The sequence below is a fragment of the Desulfopila sp. IMCC35008 genome (genome assembly GCF_010646885.2).
Lineage (GTDB): Bacteria > Desulfobacterota > Desulfobulbia > Desulfobulbales > Desulfocapsaceae > Desulfopila.
In genome coordinates, this window is sequence record NZ_CP050700.1 from 6,109,874 (window position 1) to 6,132,944 (window position 23,071).

Below are 23,071 nucleotides of genomic sequence, written 5' to 3' on the forward strand. Positions count from 1 at the left end.
TGTTGAAGATAGTTGGTGTTTACGGCTAATTGCCACCGTGAAAGAAATCCCTTCTTTATTTTAGGTGACGAATAAAAAAATAACCGCAGTTAAAACTTCTTTTCCGAGTCAATCAGCAGGGTCACCGGACCGTCGTTGATCAGTTCCACCTGCATAATTGCCTGGAAAATCCCGGTTCCGACATCTATTCCGCGTTTACGTACGGCATCTACAAGTTGCAGGTAAACGGGTTCGGCAATGGCCGGTGGTGCGGCTGTTGAATAACCGGGCCTTCTGCCTTTGCGGCAGTCACCATAGAGCGTGAATTGCGATACTATAAGCATCTCTGCCCCGATGTCTGTAGCGGAAAGATTCATTTTTCCGTCGGGGTCTTCGAAGATTCTCAGATGAACCAGTTTGTCGGCCATCCACTCAATGTCTTTGGGGGTGTCGCCAGGATGAATTCCGATCAGGACGACAAGGCCCTTGCCGATGCTTCCTGTTACTTCACCATTGACTATAACAGTGCCTTTCACTACTCGTTGGATTACGGCTCTCATAGGGGTGCGAGGGTCAGTTGTTTAAAGAATGGAATGGAAATGATAGGGGGGAACCTTTTTAGTGTCACCCTTAGCCTGGTATACCGAGTGGGGATTCGGGTGTCAAGAGGAATGGACAGATGTGGTACGGGCCTAGCTGGAAATAGTGTTAAATGGTATTCACTTCATTGTGATTGAGTGGTATAGTGCCATATTATAATATAAGAAAGTCAAGGGGCTGGATGGCTCATTCCCCGATAATTCATTTTCCATCAAACTGACTATGATCAAACAAATACAGGGGCTCATTGAACAGATGTCACAGGAACTCCCGGGAGTTCTGGCGGCGGCAGTCGTTACTATAGAGGACGGAATGTCCATTGCCGAAGCAAGTAATAAAGATGACATCGAAACCGCTGCGGCTTCTGCCTATCTGGCATCGATAGTCAAGTCAAATGCCAAGGCCATCAGTTTACTCGCCGATGACGAGGAGATTGATGATATCCTGGTGACGACCAGCCAGTATCATTTCATCATCCGGCACCAGCCGGACCAGCCGATTTTTATTTTCCTGATGACTACCAGGGATACCTGGCTTGGGAAAGCGCGAATGCTGATCAAGAATTACGAGAAGCAGCTAGAGCAGTTCTCAGATTTTCTGGAACAGCATTACACCGTCTGAGGCGTGATTCGCATTCGCTGCAGGTAGGGAAGCATCCTCACCTGCAGCAGAATATACGTAGCCTTGTCGGAACTTGTTACAGCCCCGCGACATCTTCTATTTTGCTGGAATTCTTCTTGATAGCAATACGGATCCAACCAAGATTGGTGTCCTGGTCTGCAACAATCACCAGAAATGCTTCGGCTCCGACCGGAGCAAACATGACTGGGCCGTTATCATACTCAAGCATGGTCATTTTCAGATCACCTTGCCCGAGCTGCGATCCCATCGATTCGGCGGAACCGAAACCTGAGGAAGCAATGGCACCTATCATCTCGGTGTCAATACCGGCACGGGCGAGACTGTCGAGCAGGAAGCCGTCGCGGCCGACAAGACAAGCTGTGTGTACACCTTCGATGTTGGTGAATTCTGCAAGAATTTTCTGAATGTTCGTCATTTCAAGATCCTCTGTAGCTGTGATTGATGCATCCTCTGCCCTCTCCTCAGTTATATCTTTGGCGATAACCTCGGAAACGCTTTCTTCTACAATATCTAAACCAGGACTCACCTCATCTTCCAGGTCGGTATCATCCTGGTCTTCTAAATCGTCTGCCTGTTCCAACAGGTCAAAATCGAGATCATCAAGACTGGACTCATCCTGTTGCAGGTTCTTTTGGTCTTCCGGCATTTCATCCGAGCGGTTGGCAACTTCCAACAGCAGGGATTCCAGGCTTTTCCTGATACTTACCACGGGAGGCTCGACCCCCCGAATATTCTGCAATGACCCTCCCTGGAAGCGGAGGATACGGAAAAACGCACTTTCCCCGCTTTCTGAGTCGCACATCGCATGTACTACCGCCCCGTCTTTGAAGAAAATCATGCCTTCATCTTTATCGGTTGCCACCTTCAGGGCGGCTGTGGCTCGTGATAATCCGTTGAACTGGACGATGTCCATCAGGTCTACGCCGTCGATGGTGCCCTGGAAACCTTCTTCAGAGTGTAAAGCTTCTTCAACAATTTTACGAAGTTCCTTGATGTCGAACGGCTTTTCAATAAAGCGGAGGCTGCCGCTCATCATAGCCTGGTTTTCATAAGTGTTGGAAGGGTAGGCTGTCATGATGATGACACCCGTCTCAGGATAGCGGTTGTTGATTTCGACCAGCAGGTCGAGACCATTCATGCCCGGCATATTAATATCGCTGATGACAAGATTGATTTCTTTATCACTGAGGATTGAAAGGGCTTCCTCACCTGATTCGGCTGCAAGAATTTCCACCCCTTCCATATCCTTATTGAGATTTCGCTGGAGCATCCACAGCATGTCCGCTTCATCATCGACAACAAGAACTCGTTTCATGGAACACCTCTTCACATGGTTACACTTTCCGTTATGAGGGGATTTCGGAAAGAGAGGAAACTATCCAGACTGTTTAGCCTGAATAGGAGAACGTCATTTTTCTATTCACTACTATGTTGCAAAGCGTGGACCAAAATTATTTATTGTTGTGTTATGTTTTATGTGACTGAATATGTGAGATATATGTTGATATTTAAAGATGTGTGATGGGCGGATTTGCAGGATGGAATTGGTCAGTATCCGGGCGGTGATCAAAAACTGACCGGTCTATTTCGGGGCTTTCAGGTGATTTTATCCCTGAGGGTGGTACGGGAAATACCAAGTATCCGGGCTGTTTTGGATTTATTGTTGCTGGTTGCGGCCAGAACCTTTTTGATATAGAGCAATTCCATTTCGCGTAGTGGCATGAGTTCTGAATTGTCATTGGTAGTGACGGATTCGACAGGTTTCAGGCCGTGGACGGTGAGCCAATCCTTTTTGCAAAAAAGCAGTTCACGTTCCACCAGGTTACGCAATTCTCGAATGTTGCCGGGCCAATCGTAAGAGAGCATTGCGGTCCGGGAGGAGGGGGCGATGCCTTTCACATTTTTTTTAAGATCCGTTGCCAGGGCACGTAGAAAGGAGTCGGCAAGCAGCAGGATGTCGTCTCCTCTTTCACGTAGTGGCGGGAGTTGGATGGGGATGACGTTGAGCCGGTAATAGAGGTCTTCCCGGAAATTGCCGTTATCTATCTCCTGCTCGATATTGGCATTGGTGGCAGCGATGATGCGCACGTTTACGCGGATATCCTTGACGCCTCCAACTTTGCGAAAGATTGATTCCTCGATAAGTCTGAGCAGTTTGGGTTGGAGAGAGGCTGGAAGGTTGCCGATTTCATCCAGAAAAAGGGTGCCGTTGTTGGCTACCTCGACAAGCCCCTTTTTATCGGAAACGGCATCGGTAAAGGCGCCCCTGTCGTGGCCGAACAACTCATCCTCGATAAGGTTGGCAGACAGGGTGCCACAGTCGATCTTGACGAAGACACCGTTCCGGTTGGCCCGTGAACTGTGTATGGCCCGTGCCGCGAGTTCCTTGCCTGTACCGGTTTCACCAGTTATGAGTACTGCTGCTTCTACCTCTGCTGCTATGGCGATTTGTTCCTTGACCCTGATCATGGGCTTACAGGCACCGATGATACTGAAGCTTCCGGACTCTTTGGCATCTATCTGCATCTGCTTGGCCATGAGCCGGGCCTGCATGATACGTTTAAGGATAGTCTTGAATTCCAGGGTCTCGAATGGTTTGACAACATAGTCGATGGCCCCTTCACGCAGGGCCTGGACAGCTGTTTTGGCATCGTCAAAACCGGTCAGCATGACAATATCCACGCCTTTTGCAATCTCTCTCAGTTGCGGAATCAGGGTGACGCCATCCCCGTCCGGCAGGCCGATATCTAAAAAGATAAGATCAATAACAGAAGAGCGCACGGCCTCAACAGCCTCCCTGCCACTGGCTGCGGTGAGTACGGAATGTCCTTGCTTTTTAACGATTCTGCTCAGTGAAAATCGCAAATCTTCAACGTCGTCGACTATCAGGACAGTACCCATCAGGAATGTACCTCGAAAAACATGGAGAATGTTGTGCCGTTGCCAGGCATGGACCGCACGGTTATCGAAGCGTCATTTTCATGAAGTGTACGATAAACTATGGAAAGGCCGAGACCGGTTCCCGTCGATTTGGTGGTGAAAAATGGTTCAAATACTTTCTCAACTACCTCAGGATTCATGCCGGTACCATTGTCACTGAATTCGACCATGATGTATCGGTCCTTGGCGAGGTGCCCCGGGAAGTTCTTTTTGTAATTGTTGAGACTGTTCCCTTCAAGCAGGTTGGCGTGTATTTCGATAGAGCCGTTCTGACGGATAGCATCGATAGAGTTGAGCATAAGGTTGAGAAAAACCTGCTGCATTTGGTTCGGATCGGCTACGATATCGGGGAGATCCTGGGCTATTATTTCGGTAAGGCTGACGTTGTTCTTAACCAGTTTGTTGCCCAGCAGTGGTCTGGTCTCTGACAGGATATCCGAGAGAGATGTCGGCCTTTTCTGGGGTACAACCGGTCGTGCATAGGAGAAAAATTCGGTGAGGAGTTCGTTGAGTCGGTCGACTTGGCGGATTATCCGCTGAGAGCACTCAAGCTGTTCGGTGTCGACTGCATCCTCTTCAATGGACTGGGCCATGATTTTAATCCCGGCCAGTGGATTTCGCACCTCATGAGCCACTGCGGAGGCAATTTCGGCTACTGTGGAGAGCCTGTTCATTTTCTCCATCTCTTTACGAACATAACGCAATTCCGTGGCGTCATTAATCGCGATAATCATGCCTACCTGATGGCCGCGTGTATCCTCACGTGAGGATGTTGCATAGCTGAACACTTTCTCATCGCCGTTCACCGTTCTTAGAGTGAAATCCTTCTCTATTCGGGTTTCCAGGGGGTCGGTGATGGTGGTAACCTTTTCCGCCGTATCGCTTCCCAGCAAAGTGTGGAGGTTCATACCATCAAGGTTACGGGTAAAAGGGTTGAGAATATGTTTGGCGACGTTATTGCTTTTCTGAATATTTCCCTGCAGATCAACCACCAGTAGACCATGACTGAGGCTCTGAATGATTGACTCCGTAAAAAGTTTTTCTTCACGTAAGTTTATGATGGAGACACGCAGGTCGTTAACCAGTTCAATCAACTGCTGATCCATCTTCTGGCTTTCGATAACGGTGGCCAGTACGTTTCCGATGGATTCAAGAAGCTGCTCCATGTCAACAGAAAGCTCATGCTCCGGATTGGTATAAAGTGCCAGTATACCAACCGTTACTCCTTCACGCAGAATCGGCAAACAGTAATGATTTTTGGAGCTGTCTTCAGACGGGCAGATGTTATTGAGCGGAGGTGGTTGGCTGAAATAATGTATGGCTCCGGAGTGAACGGCTTTGCCGCAATGACAACTACTCAGGTCTGAATTATTACATGCTGCAACCTGTTCTTTTTCGAAACCGATACTTGCCTTGAGAACCAGTTTTTCGTTATCGGGGTCGACCAGGAAAATGGCAGCTCGTCCGGCAAAGTGGAGTTGTTTTCTGCTGACGAGGTAACTGAGGATCCGTTCCAGCAATTCCTTAAATAGGTACGGTTCAAGAGATATTCGTAGGATATCGTTTAATATTTCCTGGCTGCTGATAGGGAAGACTGCGTTCCCTAACGCTCCACTGTTTTGTAACCTGTCGTATTCCATTAATAAATTTTCAAATCAGGTGGCTATTGTCTTGAGCTGAATCGTTTACGATACAGCCCCACTGAACTATCCAGCCAAACATACTGTTTTTCTGGCAATATTGTCAAACCCGGAAGGAGTTCTTGGTATCTAGAGACGATTTTATTTTCGTCATGCCATGCGAATATTGCAGCTGATCGTCAACAAAACTGGTGGTTATTTTGCGGTGACTGATTTTACGGAAGTTGTGATGAAGACACTTAGGTTACGATACAATTCCGGACTTGGGGGAGTGATACCAGCTGATAATTTGAATTAGCAATAATGGGTAGCGGGTCTATTTGATGTCCGAAGTGTTATTTATGGTTATTTATGGTTATTTATCCTGTTTTAGAGTGCAGTCTTTATTTTCTGGTATACCATCATCAGATTGTTCTGCAGCAGTGGTGCATTAATTCATATCAAGATTACGAAAATGACGAGTATTTCCGGTAAAGAATTCCTGACGACCCGAGAAGTCGCCGATCTACTGAAGGTTAACGAGAAGATGGTTTATGGCCTTGTTAATGAAAAGGGCTTACCAGCTACCAAGATAACCGGAAAGTGGCTCTTCCCCCGTCGACTGGTGGAAGAGTGGCTGGACGCGCATATACTTAATTATAAGAAGGACAGCGCCGGTTTTTCATCCGACAGCGGTCTGTTACTGCTGGCCGGAAGTGACGACCCGCTCTTTCACAAGACACTTGCACTGTTCCATACCATGAGGAAGGGCACGGTGGCCTTCTTTTCCAATCAGGGATCCATCGGGGGGCTGACAAGCCTGCGACGCGGGTTATGCCATATCGGGGTCTGTCACCTGCTACAGGACGACAGTGCCGGGTACAATTTTGAGTTTGCCGAGCAGGAGTTGGACAGGGTGCCGGTATTCATAAATTTCAGCCAGAGAGAGCAGGGCATTCTGCTGGCACCGGGCAACCCGAAAAACATTCAGTCTATAGAGGATCTGGGGCGAGACGATATTACCATCGTAAACCGTGGTCTCACCACAGGAACCCGGTTGCTATTTGATTATGAAATTGCCAGGTCACCAATTTCATCGAAAGAGATCAACGGCTATCAAAATGAGGTGGCCCGGCATCTGGACGCCGGTATGGAAGTGCTATCCGGCAGGGTTGATGCGGCTCCGGGAATACGATCCGTGGCAGGAATGCTTGATCTCGATTTTTTACCGCTGAGGTGGGAGAGATTCGATCTGTTAATAAATCGCGAAAGATTTTTTGAGAAAGGCATACAGGCTTTTCTCAGTTTGCTGCATGAAAAAGAGTTTCGTCTGTTGGCGGATTCAATGGATGGATATGATATATCCCTGTGCGGGAAGATGTTGTATCCAGATAATTTTACTTTGGAGGAAAATCTGTAATGAAGAAATTGTTGACGGGTGTTGCTGCTGTTGCTTTGACGTTTGCTGTTGGTACCAGTGGCTGGTGCGCAGAAAAGGTATTAAAGATGTCCACCACTACCAGCACCCAGTCCTCTGGACTTCTTGACATTCTGTTGCCGGAATTCGAAAAAGCGACCGGTATCAAGATCAAGGTGATTGCAAAAGGAACAGGGGCCGCAATACGTGATGGGCAAGACGGCAATGTGGATGTTATTTTCGTTCACGCCAAGGGGCGTGAGATGAAATTCGTCGAGGATGGTTTTGGCACCAAACGGTATCCGGTCATGCATAACGACTTTGTCGTGGTTGGCGGCCCGAATGATCCGGCCGGTATTAAAGGCATGAAAGACGCAGCAGGTGCCTTAAATAAGATTGCTTCGGCCAAGGCTGTATTTATATCCCGCGGAGACGACAGCGGAACCCATACCAAGGAGCAGTCTCTTTGGGCGGCTACCGGCTTGAATATGGTTGACCAGAAATTGACCATCACCAAAAAAGGCAAGAAAACGGACATTACCATCAAGCGCCCGGAAAATTCAGAAGACTGGTATTTTTCCATTGGCCAGGGAATGGGCAAGGCCATGACCTTTGCTGATGAAAAGCAGGCGTACACCATGTCTGACCGTGGAACCTACATCAAGTACAAATATGGTAAAACCCCTGCTGTTGAGCTTGAGGTTTTCTGTGAGGGAGACGAGCTTCTTGCCAATCCGTACGGAATAATTCCGGTTGATCCGAAGAAACATGCTCATGTCCAGTATGATATGGCCATGGAGTTTGTCAACTGGCTCACCGGTGAGGCTGGCCAGAAGCTGATCGGAGATTACCGTTTGGTTGGGAAGCAGCTGTTTTATCCAGATGTTATCAAATAAGGATATCTTTCGATTTTTTTGATGGAGAGGGGGCTGGCGAACATGTCCCTCTTTATTTATTTGGTGAGGAGAGGTAAGGGGAGTACTATAGCAACCGGTAATTTGCTGGGGTTGGATGGTCTCCACCCTGTAGATGATATCAAAGAGAGGTGAGAGAATTAGATGGGACTATTATGGGACAGTGTGCAGTCCGCAATCCTTTTGTTGATTTCCTGGGATCCCGAGCTTTGGGAGATCGTCTGGGTGTCTCTGAGGGTAAGTGGTTTTTCTACCTTGTTTGCGGCTGCAATTGGAGTCCCGGCAGGTTTTGCCATTGCTTATTCCACCTTTCGAGGCAAGAGGTTCATTATGACCTGCCTCAATACCTTGCTCGCCTTGCCGACTGTTGTGATTGGTCTGCTGGTTTACTCTTTTATTTCCCGGCGAGGTATTCTGGGGCCCCTTGAACTGCTCTATACTCAAAAGGCGATCATTATTGGCCAGGTTATCCTGGTCACGCCGCTGGTGACATCACTGATAATCGCGGCAATCAGCAGGATAGACGCCCGCTATCGGAAAGCCGCTCTCACGCTGGGTGCGACCAGTTTCCAGATGGCCTTGGTTATCATCAAAGAGGCTCGTTTTGGTATCTGTGCTGCACTTATTGCCGCCTTCGGCAGGGTGATTGCCGAGGTTGGGATCTCTATGATGCTGGGTGGTAATGCGAAGGGCTTTACCCGTACCATGACCACGGCCATGGCCCTTGAATACGATAAGGGCGAATTTGTACTGGCGGTGGCCCTGGGAATGACGCTTATGGCTATCGCCTTCATAATTAACATACTGTTTCATTTCTTTCAGGGAAGGACACGCATCGATGCTGTATGAACTTGATGGTATCAGGCGGGTTTTTCAAGGTAAGACTGTTCTCGACCTTCCCAGACTGACTATTGATAAGGGCAAGATCTATACCCTGATCGGACCTAACGGGGCAGGGAAAACCACCTTGCTGCACCTCCTGGCGTTTCTCGACAAACAGACAGAAGGTGTATTGCGGTTTTGTGGAGAGGAAGTGACATCCTCAGCAAAACAGTTGGTGAGCATGCGGCGGCGCGTATCCCTGCTGGATCAGTATCCCATCCTCTTTACCGGGCCGGTCTGGAAAAATGTGGAATACGGCCTGAGAATCCGCAAGGTGCCAAAAGATGAGCGTCGAAAAAGGGTGGAAGAGATGCTTGACCTGGTAGGGATGAGCTCTTTTTACAAGGCGGATGCGCATAAGCTTTCTGGTGGTGAAACCAAGCGAATAGCATTGGCCAGGGCCCTGGCGGTTCGACCCGAGGTGCTGCTCTGTGATGAGCCGGGGGCAAATGTGGATAAAGAGAACCAGGAGATTATCCTTAATATCCTCGGTCATATCAAAAAGACAGAAAACACCTCTGTGATCTTTTCAACTCACTATCTTTCCCAGGGACGCCGCCTGGCCGACCAGACACTGATGCTTGAGCACGGCCGGCTTTCAGATATCGTCAATGAAAACATTTTCCGCGCCCGGGTCACCAGGCGTGGCGCGGAGGGTATCACTTGTTTTATTCGTGACCGGGTGTCTCTGGTCTTGCCAGAAGATCTGCTCCCTGGCGAAACCGAAACCTTTCGACTGTACATCGATGCAGAAAGGGTGCAGCGAATTGAAAATGGTGACATGGCGGAGTCATCAAACAACCTGCTTTCCGGCCATGTTATCCAGGTGAACCAGGACCGGGGGCGTGTTCGTATCGGCATTGACCTGGAGATAAAACTGTTCTTTTTTGAGGAACTTTCCAGCTATCTGAAGAATCCACCCCATATCGGTCAGAAAATAACCGTATCCATTCCGGACAAGGCGTTTCGCCACAGCTCTTTGGGCTGACTGGTGTCAGTGCAGGACAGACACGAGGTCTGTCCTTGTTATCCGTAAATTAGTGCTGTTCCTGTATCTCTACCGGTAACGGTGCCTTGCCTGAAGCCTCCCGTAAAAAGACCCTGCTGTTTTCAACGACCAGATAAAGGCAGGGCACGAGGATCAGGGTTATTACGGTCGCGAAGAGGATGCCGAAACCAAGCGATAATGCCATGGGAATCATAAATCGTGCCTGCCGTGAGGTTTCGAAAATCATTGGTGCCAGACCAAAGAAGGTTGTGAGTGTTGTCAATATCACAGGTCTGAAACGTCGTATTGCGGCAGCCCGGACGGCAGGGAGGGGTTGAAAGCCTTCACGTCGTCGCTTGTTCGCATAATCAACGAGTACCAGCGAGTCGTTTACGACGATACCGGACAGGGCGACAATGCCCATCATCGACATCAGGCTGAGGTTGTATCCCATGATGAGGTGTCCTAATACTGCTCCAACCATACCGAAAGGAATAGCCAGCATGACAATGATAGGCTGGCTGTAACTCTTGAAGGGTATTGCCAGGAGGAAATAGATGCAGCAAAGGGAGAAGAGAAAACCCTGCATCAGGCTGCCGACACTTTCCTTACGGTCCGCCTGGCGTCCCTGGTAACCGGCGCTGAGGCCGGGATATTTTTTGGTAAGATTTGGCAGGACTGTTGCGTCCAGAGCCGCGATGATCTTGCCAGATTCCCCGATTGGATCCACGTTGGCCTGAACCGTGACGGTTCGCCGGCTATCCCGCCGGGTGATGGATGTGTAGGCGCGGCTTGCTTCTACTACGGCTACATCTTCCAGGGGGACAAAGGTACCGGCCGGGGTTGTGATCAACATGTTTTCCACATTGAAGAGGCTGATACGCTGTTCCTCGGGCAACCTTACCCGGATGGTGATCTCATTGGAATTACGTTGCTGACGCAAGGCAATAGCACCCTGGAAAGCGTCCCGCACCTGACGTCCTACCTCCGTTGCCGTCAGGCCAAGGCTATGACCTCGCTCATTGACGGTGAAGTTGAATTGCGATTTACCGGGAGTGTATCCGTCATCGATATCCTTAACGCTAGGGAAATCAGCGAGTTTTTCTGCCAGCTCGGTACTGGCACGCTCGAGTATTTTGATATCTCGATGGCTGAGTTCCACCGAGAGACCGGCACCGGAGCCAGGACCGCCTCTGTCTGACTCAAAAAGTGAGGATTGGACGCCGATGATGGGGCCAACGGCTTTCCTCCAAATCTTTGTCACTTCCCTGGTGCTGAGTGGACGGATGTCTGGAGAAGTGAGGTAGGCGTAGACTTGTACCTCATTTTCGTCGATGAGTGACGATATGCCTTCTACCAGCTGTTCACCTCCATTCTCATCCCGGACCTTTTCCATCCCTGCAACGATCTGGTCCCGGGCTTTTTGGACGAGGCTGGATGGGCTGCCGTACGGTAGAGTAACAGTCACCACCGCGCGATCGGATTCCACCCGCGGCATGAGGATCATTGCGATCCGGCCGCTGAAAACGTAACCTGCTGTGGCCAGCAGCACAGCTGCCAGCAGGGCCACTGCAAGGTATTTTAGCCGCAGCACCCGATCCAGGAAACGGCCGTATACATTTTCCACAAACCATGAGAATTTTCTGGCAAAAGCCTGTTGGTAGACGCCAAGTCTACGCAGTATAGGGTTGGAACCGCTGGTGCTGTGGGCCAGGTGAGCGGGCAGGATAAGCAGGGATTCCAGCCAGGAAAGAAGAAAGACGGTGATAACGACGATGGGGATCACCTTCCATATCTTACCCATGACCCCAGGTACCATCATCATTGGCATGAAGGCCACGACGTTGGTGAGAATGGAGAAGGCGATGGGAGTGGCGACGTCCTTTGCTCCGGCGATGGCGGCGTCGGTGAAGCTGAGACCGCGCTGCCTGTATTCATAAATATTCTCACCAGCGATGATAGCGTCGTCTACCACGATACCGAGTGCGATGATAAAGGCGAACATCGAAATCATATTGATGGAGACATCGAAAAAAGGCAGGAAAAGCAAGCCTCCGAGAAAAGATATCGGGATGCCCATGGTTACCCAGAAGGCGAGTTTCATTTCGAGAAACAGGCCAAGAAGCAAGAGTACAAGGGCAAGGCCGATAAAAGCATTTTTCATCAACAATTCAAGTCGTTGCTTATAGATATCCGAACGATCACTGGTAATGGCCCAGTCAATGCCTGGGGGCAGATCAGTTTCAAGCTCAGCCATCATCTTCCTGGTGGCTTCGGAGACGGAGATCGGTGTCTGCTTGCCTACCCGGTAGACGTAAAGCGTCATGGATCGTTGCTTTTCATAGGTGGCCTCCCGGTTGGAGTCCTCAAAGCCTTCCCGAACCACGGCAAGGTCTTCGAGGTAGACAACGGTGCCTCCGCTGGTCGTTATGATGGGTATCCTGCTGAACTCCTTTGCCCAGTTGAGGCGGTTATTTACCCGTAAAAGGATCTCCCCTCCATCTGTCTCGATTTTGCCGCCGGGTACCTCGACGGTGGATTTCTTGATAATGGAGGCGACCTGGGAAAGCGTCAGTCCGTACATACGCAGTTTTTCCATCGGGATTTCAACGGAGACTTCAAAATCCCTGCCTCCGGAGATGTCAACCTGAGTGATACCGGAAGATTGGAGTAGTCTGTCCCGTAATTGCTCCACCACTTCACGCAGGGAGTTTTCAGAAACATCCCCGAAGATGTTGAGGCGGAGCACCTGGCGTTTGCGGCCGGCGATGGCCACTGTCGGATCCTCGGCATCATCCGGGAAGGTGTTGATACGGGTTACCTCCTGTTCAATATCCTGGTAGACGGCTTGGGAATCAGCATCTTCCCGTAACTCTGCCAGGACCCTGGCGCTGCCTTCCGAAGCGGTGGAGGAGATCTCCTTTATGCCTTCAATCCCTTCAATGGCGTCTTCTATGGCCAGGATTATTCCTTTTTCTATCTCCTCCGGGCTTGAGCCCGGATAGGAAACGGAAATGTTGATTCGGTCGAGTTCAAACTCCGGAAATACCTCCTGCTTGATCTTGCTGGACATAAATACTCCGCCAACCAGGAAAAAGATCATGAGCAGGTTGGGCGTGACCCGGTTGTGGACCATCCAGGCAATGGGGCCGCGGACCTCTTTGTCTTTACTCTGCATTCTTTTGACCTCCGGTGCCCTTTGCCATACCTTTCATGCCTGGCGTTTTAGGAGTATCTCCTTCGAGACGAAGCAGGATTCCCGGTACCGGGGAAGACATGGATGAGGTAATAATCTTCTCGCCATTGTTGATGGAATCGTCGAGGATCACATGGTCCTGAGCGCGAAACAGGACTTTGACCGGTCGGACCTCAAGCCTGCCGTCCTCGTCCATCAGCCAGACAGTGTCGTTATCGTGAAGGTGGGCACGGTTAAGCTTGATACCTGAGTTTACAGGGATACCCTCGATCTCAGCTTTTACATACGAGCCGAGCAAAAGCCGTGGTTTGCCCTTGTTTTCCTCAGAGAGTGAAAGCGGGTCCTTTATCTCAACCAGCAGCCGGGCCATTCTTCCCTGGGTTTCGAGGGCGGCATCGAGGCGAATCACCTCGCCGGTACGGTAGGTATCATCGTTCTTTCCCGATTGAGGGTAGATGTGCACGATGGAACCCTGATCGTCTCTATTCTCAGGGATATGTACCCAGTCGAGCTGGCTTACCGGCAGGGTAAGTCGTAACCAGAAGGCATCGGTGCCTACCAGGGTTGCCAGGACTGTTGACTCAGTGACCCTGGCGCCGGTAACGACACCACGGTTGCTTACTACGCCGTTGAACGGGGCCTTGATCTCAGTCCGTTCCAGGTCGAGCCTGGCCCTGGCCAATTTCGATTCGGCGTATCTGCTGGCCGCCTGTAGTTTTTCCAGCTGCGGCTCCCTGAGGATCAGCGCTTTTTCCTCCTGGCTGACAGACTCGCCCATGAGGGTGAGCTCCCTCGAGGCTATTCGTTGATTACCCATCTCCAGGGCCAAATCACTTTTGGCCTGCAGCGCCTGGCTGGCAAGCTGTTCTGCTGCCAGCTCATAATCAGTACGGTCAATCCGGAGCATGGTCTCACCGGATCTGAAATGTCCACCAGGCAGGAATTCCGGGTTTGCCTCCAGGACCTCGCCGCTGACCCTAGGTTTGACTTCTACCTCTTGCGACGGAATGATTTCACCCATGGCGTTGATAAAGGTCTGTTGCGGGGCGGCTTGCACCGTCATGACTTCAACCAGCGTGGAACTGGGCGGGCGTTTTTTGGGCTTTGCTTCAGGTCCGGTTTGCAGCAGATACCAGGTAATGGCAATACCACAGGCAAGGGCAGCGAGGGGTAGCAGGAAATTCATGAAGAAGCTGAGTACCCGGTTGGGTCTGTGCTGTACTTCACCTGGGACATTTGGGTTGGAATATATCGTGTTCATCTGGATAGGCTGGTCTGAGGTTGATCGGAGGAAAAAAGTACGGAACCGCCAAGGGCTCGATAGAGATCGATACGGTAGCCAATGCGGTCGCGCCTGGCAGAGAGCAGGTTTCGTTCAAGGCTCTGATAGGAAAGCAGGGCGGTGAGTACCCGCTGATAGTTCTCCAACCCCTGTTTGTAGCGGTCCCGAACATTGGCCATGGTCTTTTCCGCCAATTGTAATTGGAGTTCGAGGCTGGTGATATATTTTTTCTGCTCAGCTTCCTGGATGAGCGCGTTCTCGACTTCACCAATGGCTTCCACTATTGTTTGGCTGTAAATGTCGAGTTGTTCCCTGGCCGCGGCAGAGACTCGTTCTACTTCGGCTTCACGTTTTCCAGCGTCAAAGAGAGGTCCGACAAGGTTGGCGGCGAGGGAGGCGAGCCAATTGTCGAAAAGATCACCGGTTGACGAGCCAGAGGTCGTGAGATCCCCAGAAATGCTCAGTTTGGGGTATTTGTCAGCAATAGCGACAGCGACCTGCCTGTCTGCAGACAGGAGTGCCAGGTAACTGCTTCTGATATCCGGTCTGTTTTGCAATAGTGCTGATGGAATACCGGTCACGGGCAATTCTGGGAGTTCTATCAGTCGTGGTTTTTCCTGAAGTTCTAACATTCCGGGAGACGTGCCGGTAAGAATGGCCAGCTGGTTTTCAAGTACCCTTGAGGATGCGGTCTGTTGAGCCAGTTCGCCGTTCTTGGTTTCGGTGAGCTGTTGTTGCTGCAGGACATCTGCAATGCCTACCTGGCCCGCGGTAAACCGTAGCTGGATTAACTCCAGGCCAATTTCGTTGACATCCTGCTGTTTTTGAAGCAGTGCGAGTTGACTCTCTCCCGCCGCCAGCTGATACCAGGTGTTAGCGATCTGGGCAGCCACTGAAAGGGCGGCCGTCTGGAGATCTTCACTTTTGCCTTCGGCATCAAGCGTTGCGGCATCCTCTGAAGCCTGTAGTCTCCCCCAAAGGTCGATTTCGTAATCTGCAGCAAGGCCCAGGAGCAGGTTGCCGGTCGTTGCAGTCGAGCCGTTGTTTCGGGTCCAGCTTTCCCCTGCTTTCGCCTGTCCGGTCAGCGTCGTTATTCGGTCCGCACCGGCCTTGCGGGCTACAGCCCGGGCCTGGACCAGCCGTTCCCGTGCAGCTGACAAGCTGAAATTGCCGATAAAAGCCTGCTCAATCAATCTGTGCAGTGTGGGATCATCCAACTCCTTCCACCACAGCTCTGATGTCTGTCGAACACCTTCGGTAGTGAATTGTGCCGGGAGAGGAACGGGGGAGCGGTCAATGGGGATGTTTGTTTTCATGGTACAGCCGCCAATGGCGAGTACCAGTGATATGAATAATATGGGATATGTTTTCAGGGCCATAATTCTGTGAGCTTTTGGTAGAAGATTTAACCACGTGAACCTTGTATAACCAATGAATGTGCAGGTATTATGTCATGAATGTGAAAAGAATGTGAAAATGCGGGGTGAGGTTGATGTCCACCGACCTTGTTACTCTCCTGACACCTGCAGGTGTCGTGAGAGAAAAAGGTTCTTTTTTTAAGTAACAAGATGAACAGTAGATTATTATTCTGATACACCTGGATGCAATGCAGGTTGTTTTTTTTTGCTCCTTTTACCTGGAACAGGATGTGCCAAATTGAAAAAAGACCTCAAAAACAGGAGTACGAAAGGGTTTTGGTGGAAGCGTTTTTTTTATTCCGTCACCGGGGCAGACAATGATTATGAACTTGGGCCAAACTGGTTTGCTTCGGTTATGGGTACCGGTATTATTGCCAATGCCGCAGCCTCGTTACCACTATTTTCGGAAAAGCTGCACTTTTTTGCCCTGATAATCTGGTGCCTTGCCTTTATCATGCTGATCGGGCTGGTGGCCTGGACCTTCGTTCTACTGGTAGCCGGGCATAGTGTTTGGAAAAAGCACTTTAGAGACCCCATGATGGCCCAATTTTATGGGGCACCACCCATGGCTATGCTCACTGTTGCCGGGGGAGCGTTACTCGTAGGAGGAACTGTTCTGGGTCCGTCAGTCGCCCAGAATCTTGCCTGGGGCCTCTGGTTCATTGGCACCATAACCGGTCTTGGGTCGGCTCTTGTCATTCCTTATCGTTTGTTTACCAAGTTCAGGGTACGACCAGATTCTGCTTTTGGTGGCTGGCTGATGCCTGTTGTTCCTCCCATGGTGTCGGCTGCCATAGGTGCTATGCTTGTCCCGTATGCCCCGGAAGGGGCGATGAGAGAAACTCTGTTTTATCTCTGTTTCTGTATGTTTGGCCTCAGTCTGATCGCTGCTATGATCATTATATCGATGATATGGAGTCGCCTGGCACATCATGGCACCTCGGGCACATCCCGGGTTCCTACGCTCTGGATTGTCCTGGGGCCTCTTGGGCAGTCGATGACCGCTGCAGGGATACTCGGCACCGTTGCCAAGGGAGCGGTGCCTGCTGAAATAGCTCACGGCTTTGAACTGTTTGCCGTACTGTACAGCGTCCCTGTTCTGGGGTTTGTCTTACTCTGGACCTGTATGGCAATACTGTTATCCATTCGAGCGCACTACAGACAAATGCGATTTGCCCTTACCTACTGGGCCTTTACATTCCCGGTCGGCACCTGTGTTACCGGTATTGCGCAGTTGGCCAACCATACCGGCTTACCGTTGTTTGAGTGGACCAGTGTTCTGTACTACATTGGCTTACTTGGGGCATGGAGCGTTGCAGCTTTCGGAACGACAAAGGGTATGATAACTGGGCATCTCTTTCGACCACCACCCCCGGCAAAAGCTATTGTATCGAAGAAAGAACCACATTTTCAGGGTGACATATTAGATGATGTAGTTGAAGAAAAATGAGATGTCATCAACGGCAGCAGCCTCCTCCCCATGGTTGCTCAATCACAAGTTGTGGTGGCCAATGCCGAAAATCGTGGTGCATGAGTCGAATAAGTATTCTTCTCCGTGCCGCTCATGCTCGGAATGCCCGCTATGCCGGTTTGTTAGAACAAATGGCTGCTTGTGGTATCCAGTCAAGAGCCTACAGGATTATCATCTCCTCTTTGGCGTAAATCACCGCCAGCAGGGTGGCAGGTTTGTCGTCATGGCATTTGATAATGTGGGGCACGTTGGAATCGTAATAGATGGAATCACCCTTGTTGAGAATATCATGATGGTCGAGAAGACTCACCTCAACCTTGCCTTCAAGTACAAAGATAAATTCCTCGCCAATATGCTGGTTTGCTTCAACCTTGTGGGCTTCTGTAGGGTGCAGGGTGACGAGAAAAGGCTCCATCTGCCTGTTCTTTTTCTGCAGCCCCAAGGCCTCATAACTGTATGATGGGCTGAACCGTGATATTGATGTGCGGTTGTCACTTCTGACGATGCAGAATGGCGATTCACCGGCATCCCCAAAAAACTCACCTACAGAAACCTGCAGGATGGTCGCCAGGCTGACGATAACCCCTAAAGAAGGTGAGAGTTCCTGCCTTTCAATTTTTTCAAGGTTGGATTGGGAGATCCCAGACTTTTCCGCAAGATCCTCAATCGACATCCCTTTTTCCATACGCAGAATTTTAACTTGTTCGCTCACGCTCAATGTGTTTTCAACCATTGTTTTCTCCTTATAGGGGCGCCTTGGGGGAAGTGGATAAAGTAAGGGAAGAGCATTCACAGAATTGATGTGGTGAATGTTGTTCCTCTCTACCTACCTTAACGTATCGTTAATACCTAAATCAACTTCGATCAATATTTCTTATTTGCTTGGCATAAATATTTTATATAGGTTAATATTAACTAATATAAAATATTAACCAGCTCTGCAAGGGTTTCATGAATATAGGTACATTGGTTCGGCGACATAGGAAGGAAAAAAAGTTGACACTTAAAGTGGTTGCCGAAATGGCATCCATTTCTGAAGGGTTTCTCAGTCAGGTTGAAAATGATGTGAATTCACCTTCTGTCGACACCCTGCTTCGTATCTGCAAGGCCCTGGATGTCGATGCAGGAGACCTGCTTACCCAGGTAAACCAGAAAGAAAAGAGTGTCCTTATACGAAAATCTGACCTCGACGATATTGAACTTTCACACACCGGGTTTGTGACCAGACGTTTTTTTCCACCGGAAGACAGGACGGTGATTGACTCATCTATCCTGGTGATAGAGCCGGGCAAGACTATTCCGGCCAGAAAGAATATCAAGAATGGCCAGGAAGTGCTCTCGGTATTGAAGGGGCAGGTTGAACTGGTGGTCAGCGATAAAAGTTATCAGATGGAGACGGGGGATTCTGTTCATTTCTGGTCTGACCCGGGCAGGCAGAAAATCACCAATACCAGTACAGAGACAAGCTTTGTTCTTTGGGTGGGAACCCTATAGGTACAAGGAGAATTGTAGAGGATATGCATTAAACAAATAGAAAATACAACATTTTAAAAGGAGATCAGAAAGAACCCCGGCTTTTACGAAAGAGAACGGCTGCAATCGTAATGAATGCTCTAAACCTTTAACGTATGAGGAGACCGAGGAATGATCAAATTCAGTAAGCAACAGCTAAAAATACCTAAACTGCAAAGACCGGTATACATGGTCACTGCGGGCCAGTCCAAATTTGACAGAGCCATTCCGGATAAACGTACCGAAGAACTCTGCATCGAGGCCTTTACTATGGCGGCCGGACTGCTCAACCTTTCCCCTGCCGAATTAAAACAAGACATTCACAGTTGTTATTACGGGCATTTTGCGGATCACTTCGGGGACCAGTTGCTCGGTGAGTCGGTCATCCATGACCGGCTGGGACTTGACCCACTCGGAAACGTTGGTGTAAAAACGGGTGGCGCCACCGGCGGTTCGACCCTGTGGGAAGGGATGAAAGCTGTTGCTTCAGGTTACTCGGACTGTGTTCTGGTAATGGGTTGGGAGAGGATGGATGAAGTCCCCACCGATGAAGGGAATTTTCTGATTTCCTGTGCTGCCGATAAAGACTGGGAGTCGCCGCTTGGACATATCTATACCGGATATTACGCCGTTATGGCGCAAAGGTATTGGCAGATTTTCGGGAAATCGGAAGAGTCATTCAGGAGGACCCTGGCAGAAATATCTGTTAAACATCATGGCTATGCCCGATTTAATCCTTTCGCCCAGTCTCCCATGGATATAACCGTGGATGATGTTCTCAATTCCCCGGTTGTGGCCTACCCACTCCGGGCCCTTGATTGTTGCCTGATGAGTGTTGGTGCGGCCTGCGCTATCCTTTGTGATGAAGATACAGCCTCGCGGCTCACTAATAAGAGTGAGAACAAACCTCTACAAATTTGGGTATCGGCTGGTTCGCATACCCTTCGTCCTGCCGACAGGATGGATATGGAAATCCCGCTGTTGCCTAACGAAAGTGCAGACCAGTATGCAGATCTTGGCGAACGATTTCCAGGCGGTGACCGTTATCCTGGTTTTACCGGTTTTCTGGCCGCCCGGATGGCTGCCTACTACGCGTATGGAATGACGGGTATCACCGACCCGACGGCAGACCTTGACCTGGTGGAGCTCCATGATGCCTTTACTATCAGTGATGTGCAGACCTATGAAGATATCGGCATCCGACCATACGGTTATGGGCGTGACTATGTCGAATCGGGTGACTGCTATCACACCAACCCGCATACCGGCAAGCCGGGTAAACTCCCGTCAAATATTTCCGGTGGTCTGATCGGCTGTATGCATTCCGTGGGAGCAACTGGCATTATGCAGGCTTTCGAGGTTGCACTGCATATCTGGAACAGGTGGGAAGAGCTGCATGGCGATGAGCGAATCTGGCAAAAGTTCAACCGGGAAAAACCGGCTGACTGGACAAACCTGCAGGTGGAGAATGCCAAAAGGGGGATGGCTATCAGTCATGCCGGTGTCGGCTCCCATGTGACGTCCACGGTTCTAATGGATCCTGATCACCTTATAAAATAGCCACCTCGAGGAGATGAATTATGAGCATGTTCGGACAGGTTTATGTCAAAGATAATAAGTATAAGCCCAAAGGGAATTTTCATCATCTGACACCCAATACCCCGATCCGTGATGCGGATAATGGCTGGAAACTTCTGGGGGTGACGAATCCGAGGGATATGACCTATATGCACTCCTACGGGGGCGAAGCTGTCTTTTTTGAATCTCTCGGCCAGGGTAAACTGCTGGCGACCCGCTGCGACAGTGATGGCTGCGACCTGAAGGGGACGATATTTATGCCGTTTCGCATCCATTGCCCCGATTGTCTCGGCAGGAATACGGAGATAGATCTCACGGAAACCGCAAAGAAATCGGCTAAAATTCATACCTTTATGGTGTGTGAGCGATCAGGTGCTTTCAACCTTCTTGAAAAGCCGATTAAATTCATAAACATAGAGTTTGATGGCGTGGCGACAATACTGATGAGCTATCTCAGCCGAGGTGAGCCGGAGTTTGGCCTGAGAGTTGTGCCTATTTTCAGGACAAGCAGCCCAACCTTTACTATCTTGGATCTTTCATGGGTGGTAGAAGGAACCTCTGTGGAAGAGCTTCCGGAAGGGTTTTCTTTTTAGCAGGCTGTTGTCTTAAACGCCACATGGGTGAGCAACGGAAAACCCTCGTGGTTTTGCTACTTTTGATTAGAGGTGCACCATGGTGAAACCATTATGGATACCCTCGGATGAACGGATTAAGGCGACCAATATGTACAGGTTCATGCAGTTTGTGAACCACAAGCATTCCAGGACTTTTTCCGGGTACGATGCTCTGCATCAGTGGTCCATTGAGGATGTCGGTTCGTTTTGGGCAGATTGGTGGGAGTTTGCTGATATCAGGGCATCACGAAAATGGACTACTGTCATTGATGATCCGGTAAAGATGCCGGGAGCACAGTGGTTCGAGGGAAGCCGGCTGAATTTTGCCGAAAACCTCCTGCGCTACCGGGATGGCCAAACAGCACTCATTTTCAGGGGCGAAGACAGGGTGCGTCAAACAATGAGCTACCGCACGCTCTATAGTATGGTGGCGAAAACGGCTTTTGCCCTTGAAAAAGCAGGAGTGGTGTCGGGTGACAGGGTGGTCGCTTTTATGCCGAATATGCCCGAGGCGATTATTGCTATGCTGGCAGCAGCAAGCCTGGGAGCTATATGGTCGTCCTGTTCTCCTGATTTTGGGGTGAAAGGTGTTCTGGACCGTTTCGGTCAAACCAGACCTAGAATACTGTTCACCGCCGATGGTTATTTCTTTAAGGGGCAGCCACTAGACAGCCTGGAGAAAATAGCTGGAATTGTGGGTGAGATTCCTTCGCTTGAAAAAATCGTTATTGTTCCCTACACCCGTGAAGAACCACCGTTGTCAGGTATTCCCAATGCTGTCCATTTTGCCGATTTTATAGATAATGATGCAGAAGAAATAGCCTTTAACCAACTCCCCTTTAATCACCCGCTGTATATCATGTATTCATCGGGTACCACGGGACTGCCGAAATGTATGGTGCAAGGCGCAGGAGGGGTCCTCCTGAATCAGCTGAAAGAGTTGGTGCTTCATTCAGACCTGAAAAGGGAAGACACCATTTTCTATTTCACCACTTGTGGCTGGATGATGTGGAATTGGCTCACTACCTCCCTGGCCGTGGGAGCAACCCTGGTTCTTTATGATGGCAACCCCTTTCATCCGGGACCGGAGGCCTTGTGGCAGATGGCTCAGGATGAAAAGATATCACTGTTCGGCACGAGTGCCGGATACATCGCGGCATTGAAAAAAAGTGGGATCAAACCGTCGGATCAGTTTGATTTTCAACCATTGAAGGCTCTTTTGTCCACGGGCTCACCACTTTCAAAAGAAGATTTTCACTTTATTTATGATCATATCAAGGCCGACATGCAGCTGGCCTCCATTTCGGGAGGTTCGGATCTGAACGGTTGTTTTGTTCTCGGTAACCCTATGGGGCCTGTGTATGAAGGGGAGATTCAGTGTTTGGCACTGGGAATGAAGGTGTATGCGTATAACCCTGCTGGTGAACCTGTCGTCGGCCAAAAAGGAGAGTTGGTCTGTACGGCCCCGTTTCCTTCGATGCCCATCTATTTCTGGAACGATGAAAATGGTCAAGCGTATCACTCTGCCTATTTTGATAGTTTTCCGGGGGTGTGGACTCATGGCGATTTTATCGAGTTCACCGAGCGTGGCGGGGTGATCATGTACGGCCGTTCGGATGCAACCCTCAATCCTGGCGGGGTGAGGATCGGCACCTCAGAAATTTACAGCATCCTGGACCGGATGGAGGAGATCGAAGACTCCGTCGTCGTCGGCCAGAAATGGCAAAACGATGTCAGGGTGATCCTCTTTGTGAAAATGAAACAGGATGGAGTGTTGAGTGAGGACTTGAAAGGGGAAGTTATACAAAAAATCCGCTTAATGGCTTCGCCGAGACACGTACCTGCCAAAATAATAAGCGTGCCGGATATCCCCTATACACTGAATATGAAAAAGGTTGAACTGGCGGTGCAGAAGGTAATTCATGGTGAAGAGGTGAAAAACAAGATGGCGCTCAGGAACCCTGAAGCACTCGATAATTTTTTACACCTGAAGGAACTGGAGTCTTAGGGGTGCTGGTA

19 protein-coding genes are annotated in these 23,071 nt (G+C 49.9%); 11 read left to right on the forward strand and 8 right to left on the reverse strand.

The genetic code is table 11. The annotated features are described in order from the left end of the window. Window positions 1-89: 89 nt before the first annotated feature. Window positions 90-539: a D-aminoacyl-tRNA deacylase gene (gene dtd, locus GA520_RS26145; RefSeq protein WP_163336338.1), complete on the reverse strand. Its 450-nt coding sequence runs from the start codon at window positions 537-539 to the stop codon at window positions 90-92. A gap of 262 nt (window positions 540-801) precedes the next feature. Here dtd and GA520_RS26150 point away from each other — a divergent pair, with 262 nt between their 5' ends. After that, window positions 802-1,200, forward strand: a complete 399-nt coding sequence (locus tag GA520_RS26150; protein WP_163336339.1) for a hypothetical protein — start codon at window positions 802-804, stop codon at window positions 1,198-1,200. Window positions 1,201-1,276: 76 nt separating this feature from the next. On the opposite strand, the gene GA520_RS26155 is transcribed toward GA520_RS26150, so the two are convergent. The 3 genes from GA520_RS26155 to GA520_RS26165 form a co-directional block, all read right to left on the reverse strand. Continuing rightward, entirely contained in the window at window positions 1,277-2,536 is a 1,260-nt protein-coding gene (locus GA520_RS26155) for a response regulator (RefSeq protein ID WP_163336340.1), read from the reverse strand. A gap of 281 nt (window positions 2,537-2,817) precedes the next feature. Beyond that, on the reverse strand, window positions 2,818-4,122 hold the full coding sequence (locus GA520_RS26160) for a sigma-54 dependent transcriptional regulator (protein WP_163336341.1): 1,305 nt from the start codon (window positions 4,120-4,122) through the stop codon (window positions 2,818-2,820). Continuing rightward, a complete protein-coding gene (locus GA520_RS26165) occupies window positions 4,122-5,801 on the reverse strand; it encodes an ATP-binding protein (protein WP_163336342.1) in 1,680 nt (559 codons plus the stop codon). The genes GA520_RS26160 and GA520_RS26165 overlap by 1 nt, the downstream gene beginning before the upstream one ends. A 454-nt stretch (window positions 5,802-6,255) precedes the next feature. Here GA520_RS26165 and GA520_RS26170 point away from each other — a divergent pair, with 454 nt between their 5' ends. The 4 genes from GA520_RS26170 to GA520_RS26185 all read left to right on the forward strand — a co-directional run bounded on the left by GA520_RS26170 (window position 6,256) and on the right by GA520_RS26185 (window position 9,981). Beyond that, window positions 6,256-7,200: a helix-turn-helix transcriptional regulator gene (locus GA520_RS26170; RefSeq protein WP_163336343.1), complete on the forward strand. Its 945-nt coding sequence runs from the start codon at window positions 6,256-6,258 to the stop codon at window positions 7,198-7,200. Then, window positions 7,200-8,093, forward strand: a complete 894-nt coding sequence (locus GA520_RS26175; RefSeq protein ID WP_163336344.1) for an extracellular solute-binding protein — start codon at window positions 7,200-7,202, stop codon at window positions 8,091-8,093. The genes GA520_RS26170 and GA520_RS26175 overlap by 1 nt, the downstream gene beginning before the upstream one ends. A gap of 162 nt (window positions 8,094-8,255) precedes the next feature. Beyond that, the gene (locus GA520_RS26180) at window positions 8,256-8,960 is read left to right on the forward strand and encodes an ABC transporter permease (RefSeq protein WP_163336345.1); all 705 of its coding nucleotides are present in this window, start codon (window positions 8,256-8,258) and stop codon (window positions 8,958-8,960) included. Continuing rightward, the gene (locus GA520_RS26185; RefSeq protein ID WP_163336346.1) at window positions 8,950-9,981 is read left to right on the forward strand and encodes an ABC transporter ATP-binding protein; all 1,032 of its coding nucleotides are present in this window, start codon (window positions 8,950-8,952) and stop codon (window positions 9,979-9,981) included. Before GA520_RS26180 ends, GA520_RS26185 begins: the two co-directional genes overlap by 11 nt. 49 nt (window positions 9,982-10,030) lie before the next feature. Here the strand turns inward: GA520_RS26185 and GA520_RS26190 are convergent, their stop codons facing one another. The 3 genes from GA520_RS26190 to GA520_RS26200 are packed head-to-tail and all read right to left on the reverse strand — an operon-like array spanning window position 10,031 to window position 15,838. Beyond that, entirely contained in the window at window positions 10,031-13,159 is a 3,129-nt protein-coding gene (locus tag GA520_RS26190; RefSeq protein WP_163336347.1) for an efflux RND transporter permease subunit, read from the reverse strand. Continuing rightward, entirely contained in the window at window positions 13,149-14,438 is a 1,290-nt protein-coding gene (locus GA520_RS26195) for an efflux RND transporter periplasmic adaptor subunit (protein ID WP_163336348.1), read from the reverse strand. Before GA520_RS26195 ends, GA520_RS26190 begins: the two co-directional genes overlap by 11 nt. After that, window positions 14,435-15,838 carry an efflux transporter outer membrane subunit gene (locus GA520_RS26200; protein WP_163336349.1) on the reverse strand — a complete coding sequence of 468 codons (1,404 nt, stop codon included), beginning with the start codon at window positions 15,836-15,838 and terminating at the stop codon, window positions 14,435-14,437. Before GA520_RS26200 ends, GA520_RS26195 begins: the two co-directional genes overlap by 4 nt. 97 nt (window positions 15,839-15,935) lie before the next feature. On the opposite strand from GA520_RS26200, the gene GA520_RS27365 reads away from it, so the two are divergent. After that, on the forward strand, window positions 15,936-16,019 hold the full coding sequence (locus GA520_RS27365; RefSeq protein ID WP_370362819.1) for a hypothetical protein: 84 nt from the start codon (window positions 15,936-15,938) through the stop codon (window positions 16,017-16,019). Window positions 16,020-16,115: 96 nt separating this feature from the next. Beyond that, entirely contained in the window at window positions 16,116-17,327 is a 1,212-nt protein-coding gene (locus GA520_RS26205; protein ID WP_205749195.1) for a TDT family transporter, read from the forward strand. A gap of 181 nt (window positions 17,328-17,508) precedes the next feature. Here the strand turns inward: GA520_RS26205 and GA520_RS26210 are convergent, their stop codons facing one another. Further along, the gene (locus GA520_RS26210; protein ID WP_163336351.1) at window positions 17,509-18,081 is read right to left on the reverse strand and encodes a helix-turn-helix domain-containing protein; all 573 of its coding nucleotides are present in this window, start codon (window positions 18,079-18,081) and stop codon (window positions 17,509-17,511) included. Window positions 18,082-18,344: 263 nt separating this feature from the next. Here GA520_RS26210 and GA520_RS26215 point away from each other — a divergent pair, with 263 nt between their 5' ends. From GA520_RS26215 to GA520_RS26230, 4 genes are all read left to right on the forward strand, one after another. Further along, complete coding sequence (locus tag GA520_RS26215) at window positions 18,345-18,842, forward strand: helix-turn-helix domain-containing protein (RefSeq protein WP_163336352.1); 498 nt, start codon at window positions 18,345-18,347, stop codon at window positions 18,840-18,842. Window positions 18,843-18,992: 150 nt separating this feature from the next. Further along, on the forward strand, window positions 18,993-20,420 hold the full coding sequence (locus GA520_RS26220) for a thiolase domain-containing protein (protein WP_163336353.1): 1,428 nt from the start codon (window positions 18,993-18,995) through the stop codon (window positions 20,418-20,420). A 20-nt stretch (window positions 20,421-20,440) separates the two neighbouring features. After that, window positions 20,441-21,031: a Zn-ribbon domain-containing OB-fold protein gene (locus tag GA520_RS26225; protein WP_163336354.1), complete on the forward strand. Its 591-nt coding sequence runs from the start codon at window positions 20,441-20,443 to the stop codon at window positions 21,029-21,031. A 79-nt stretch (window positions 21,032-21,110) separates the two neighbouring features. Further along, window positions 21,111-23,060 carry an acetoacetate--CoA ligase gene (locus GA520_RS26230; RefSeq protein ID WP_163336355.1) on the forward strand — a complete coding sequence of 650 codons (1,950 nt, stop codon included), beginning with the start codon at window positions 21,111-21,113 and terminating at the stop codon, window positions 23,058-23,060. Window positions 23,061-23,071: the final 11 nt, after the last annotated feature.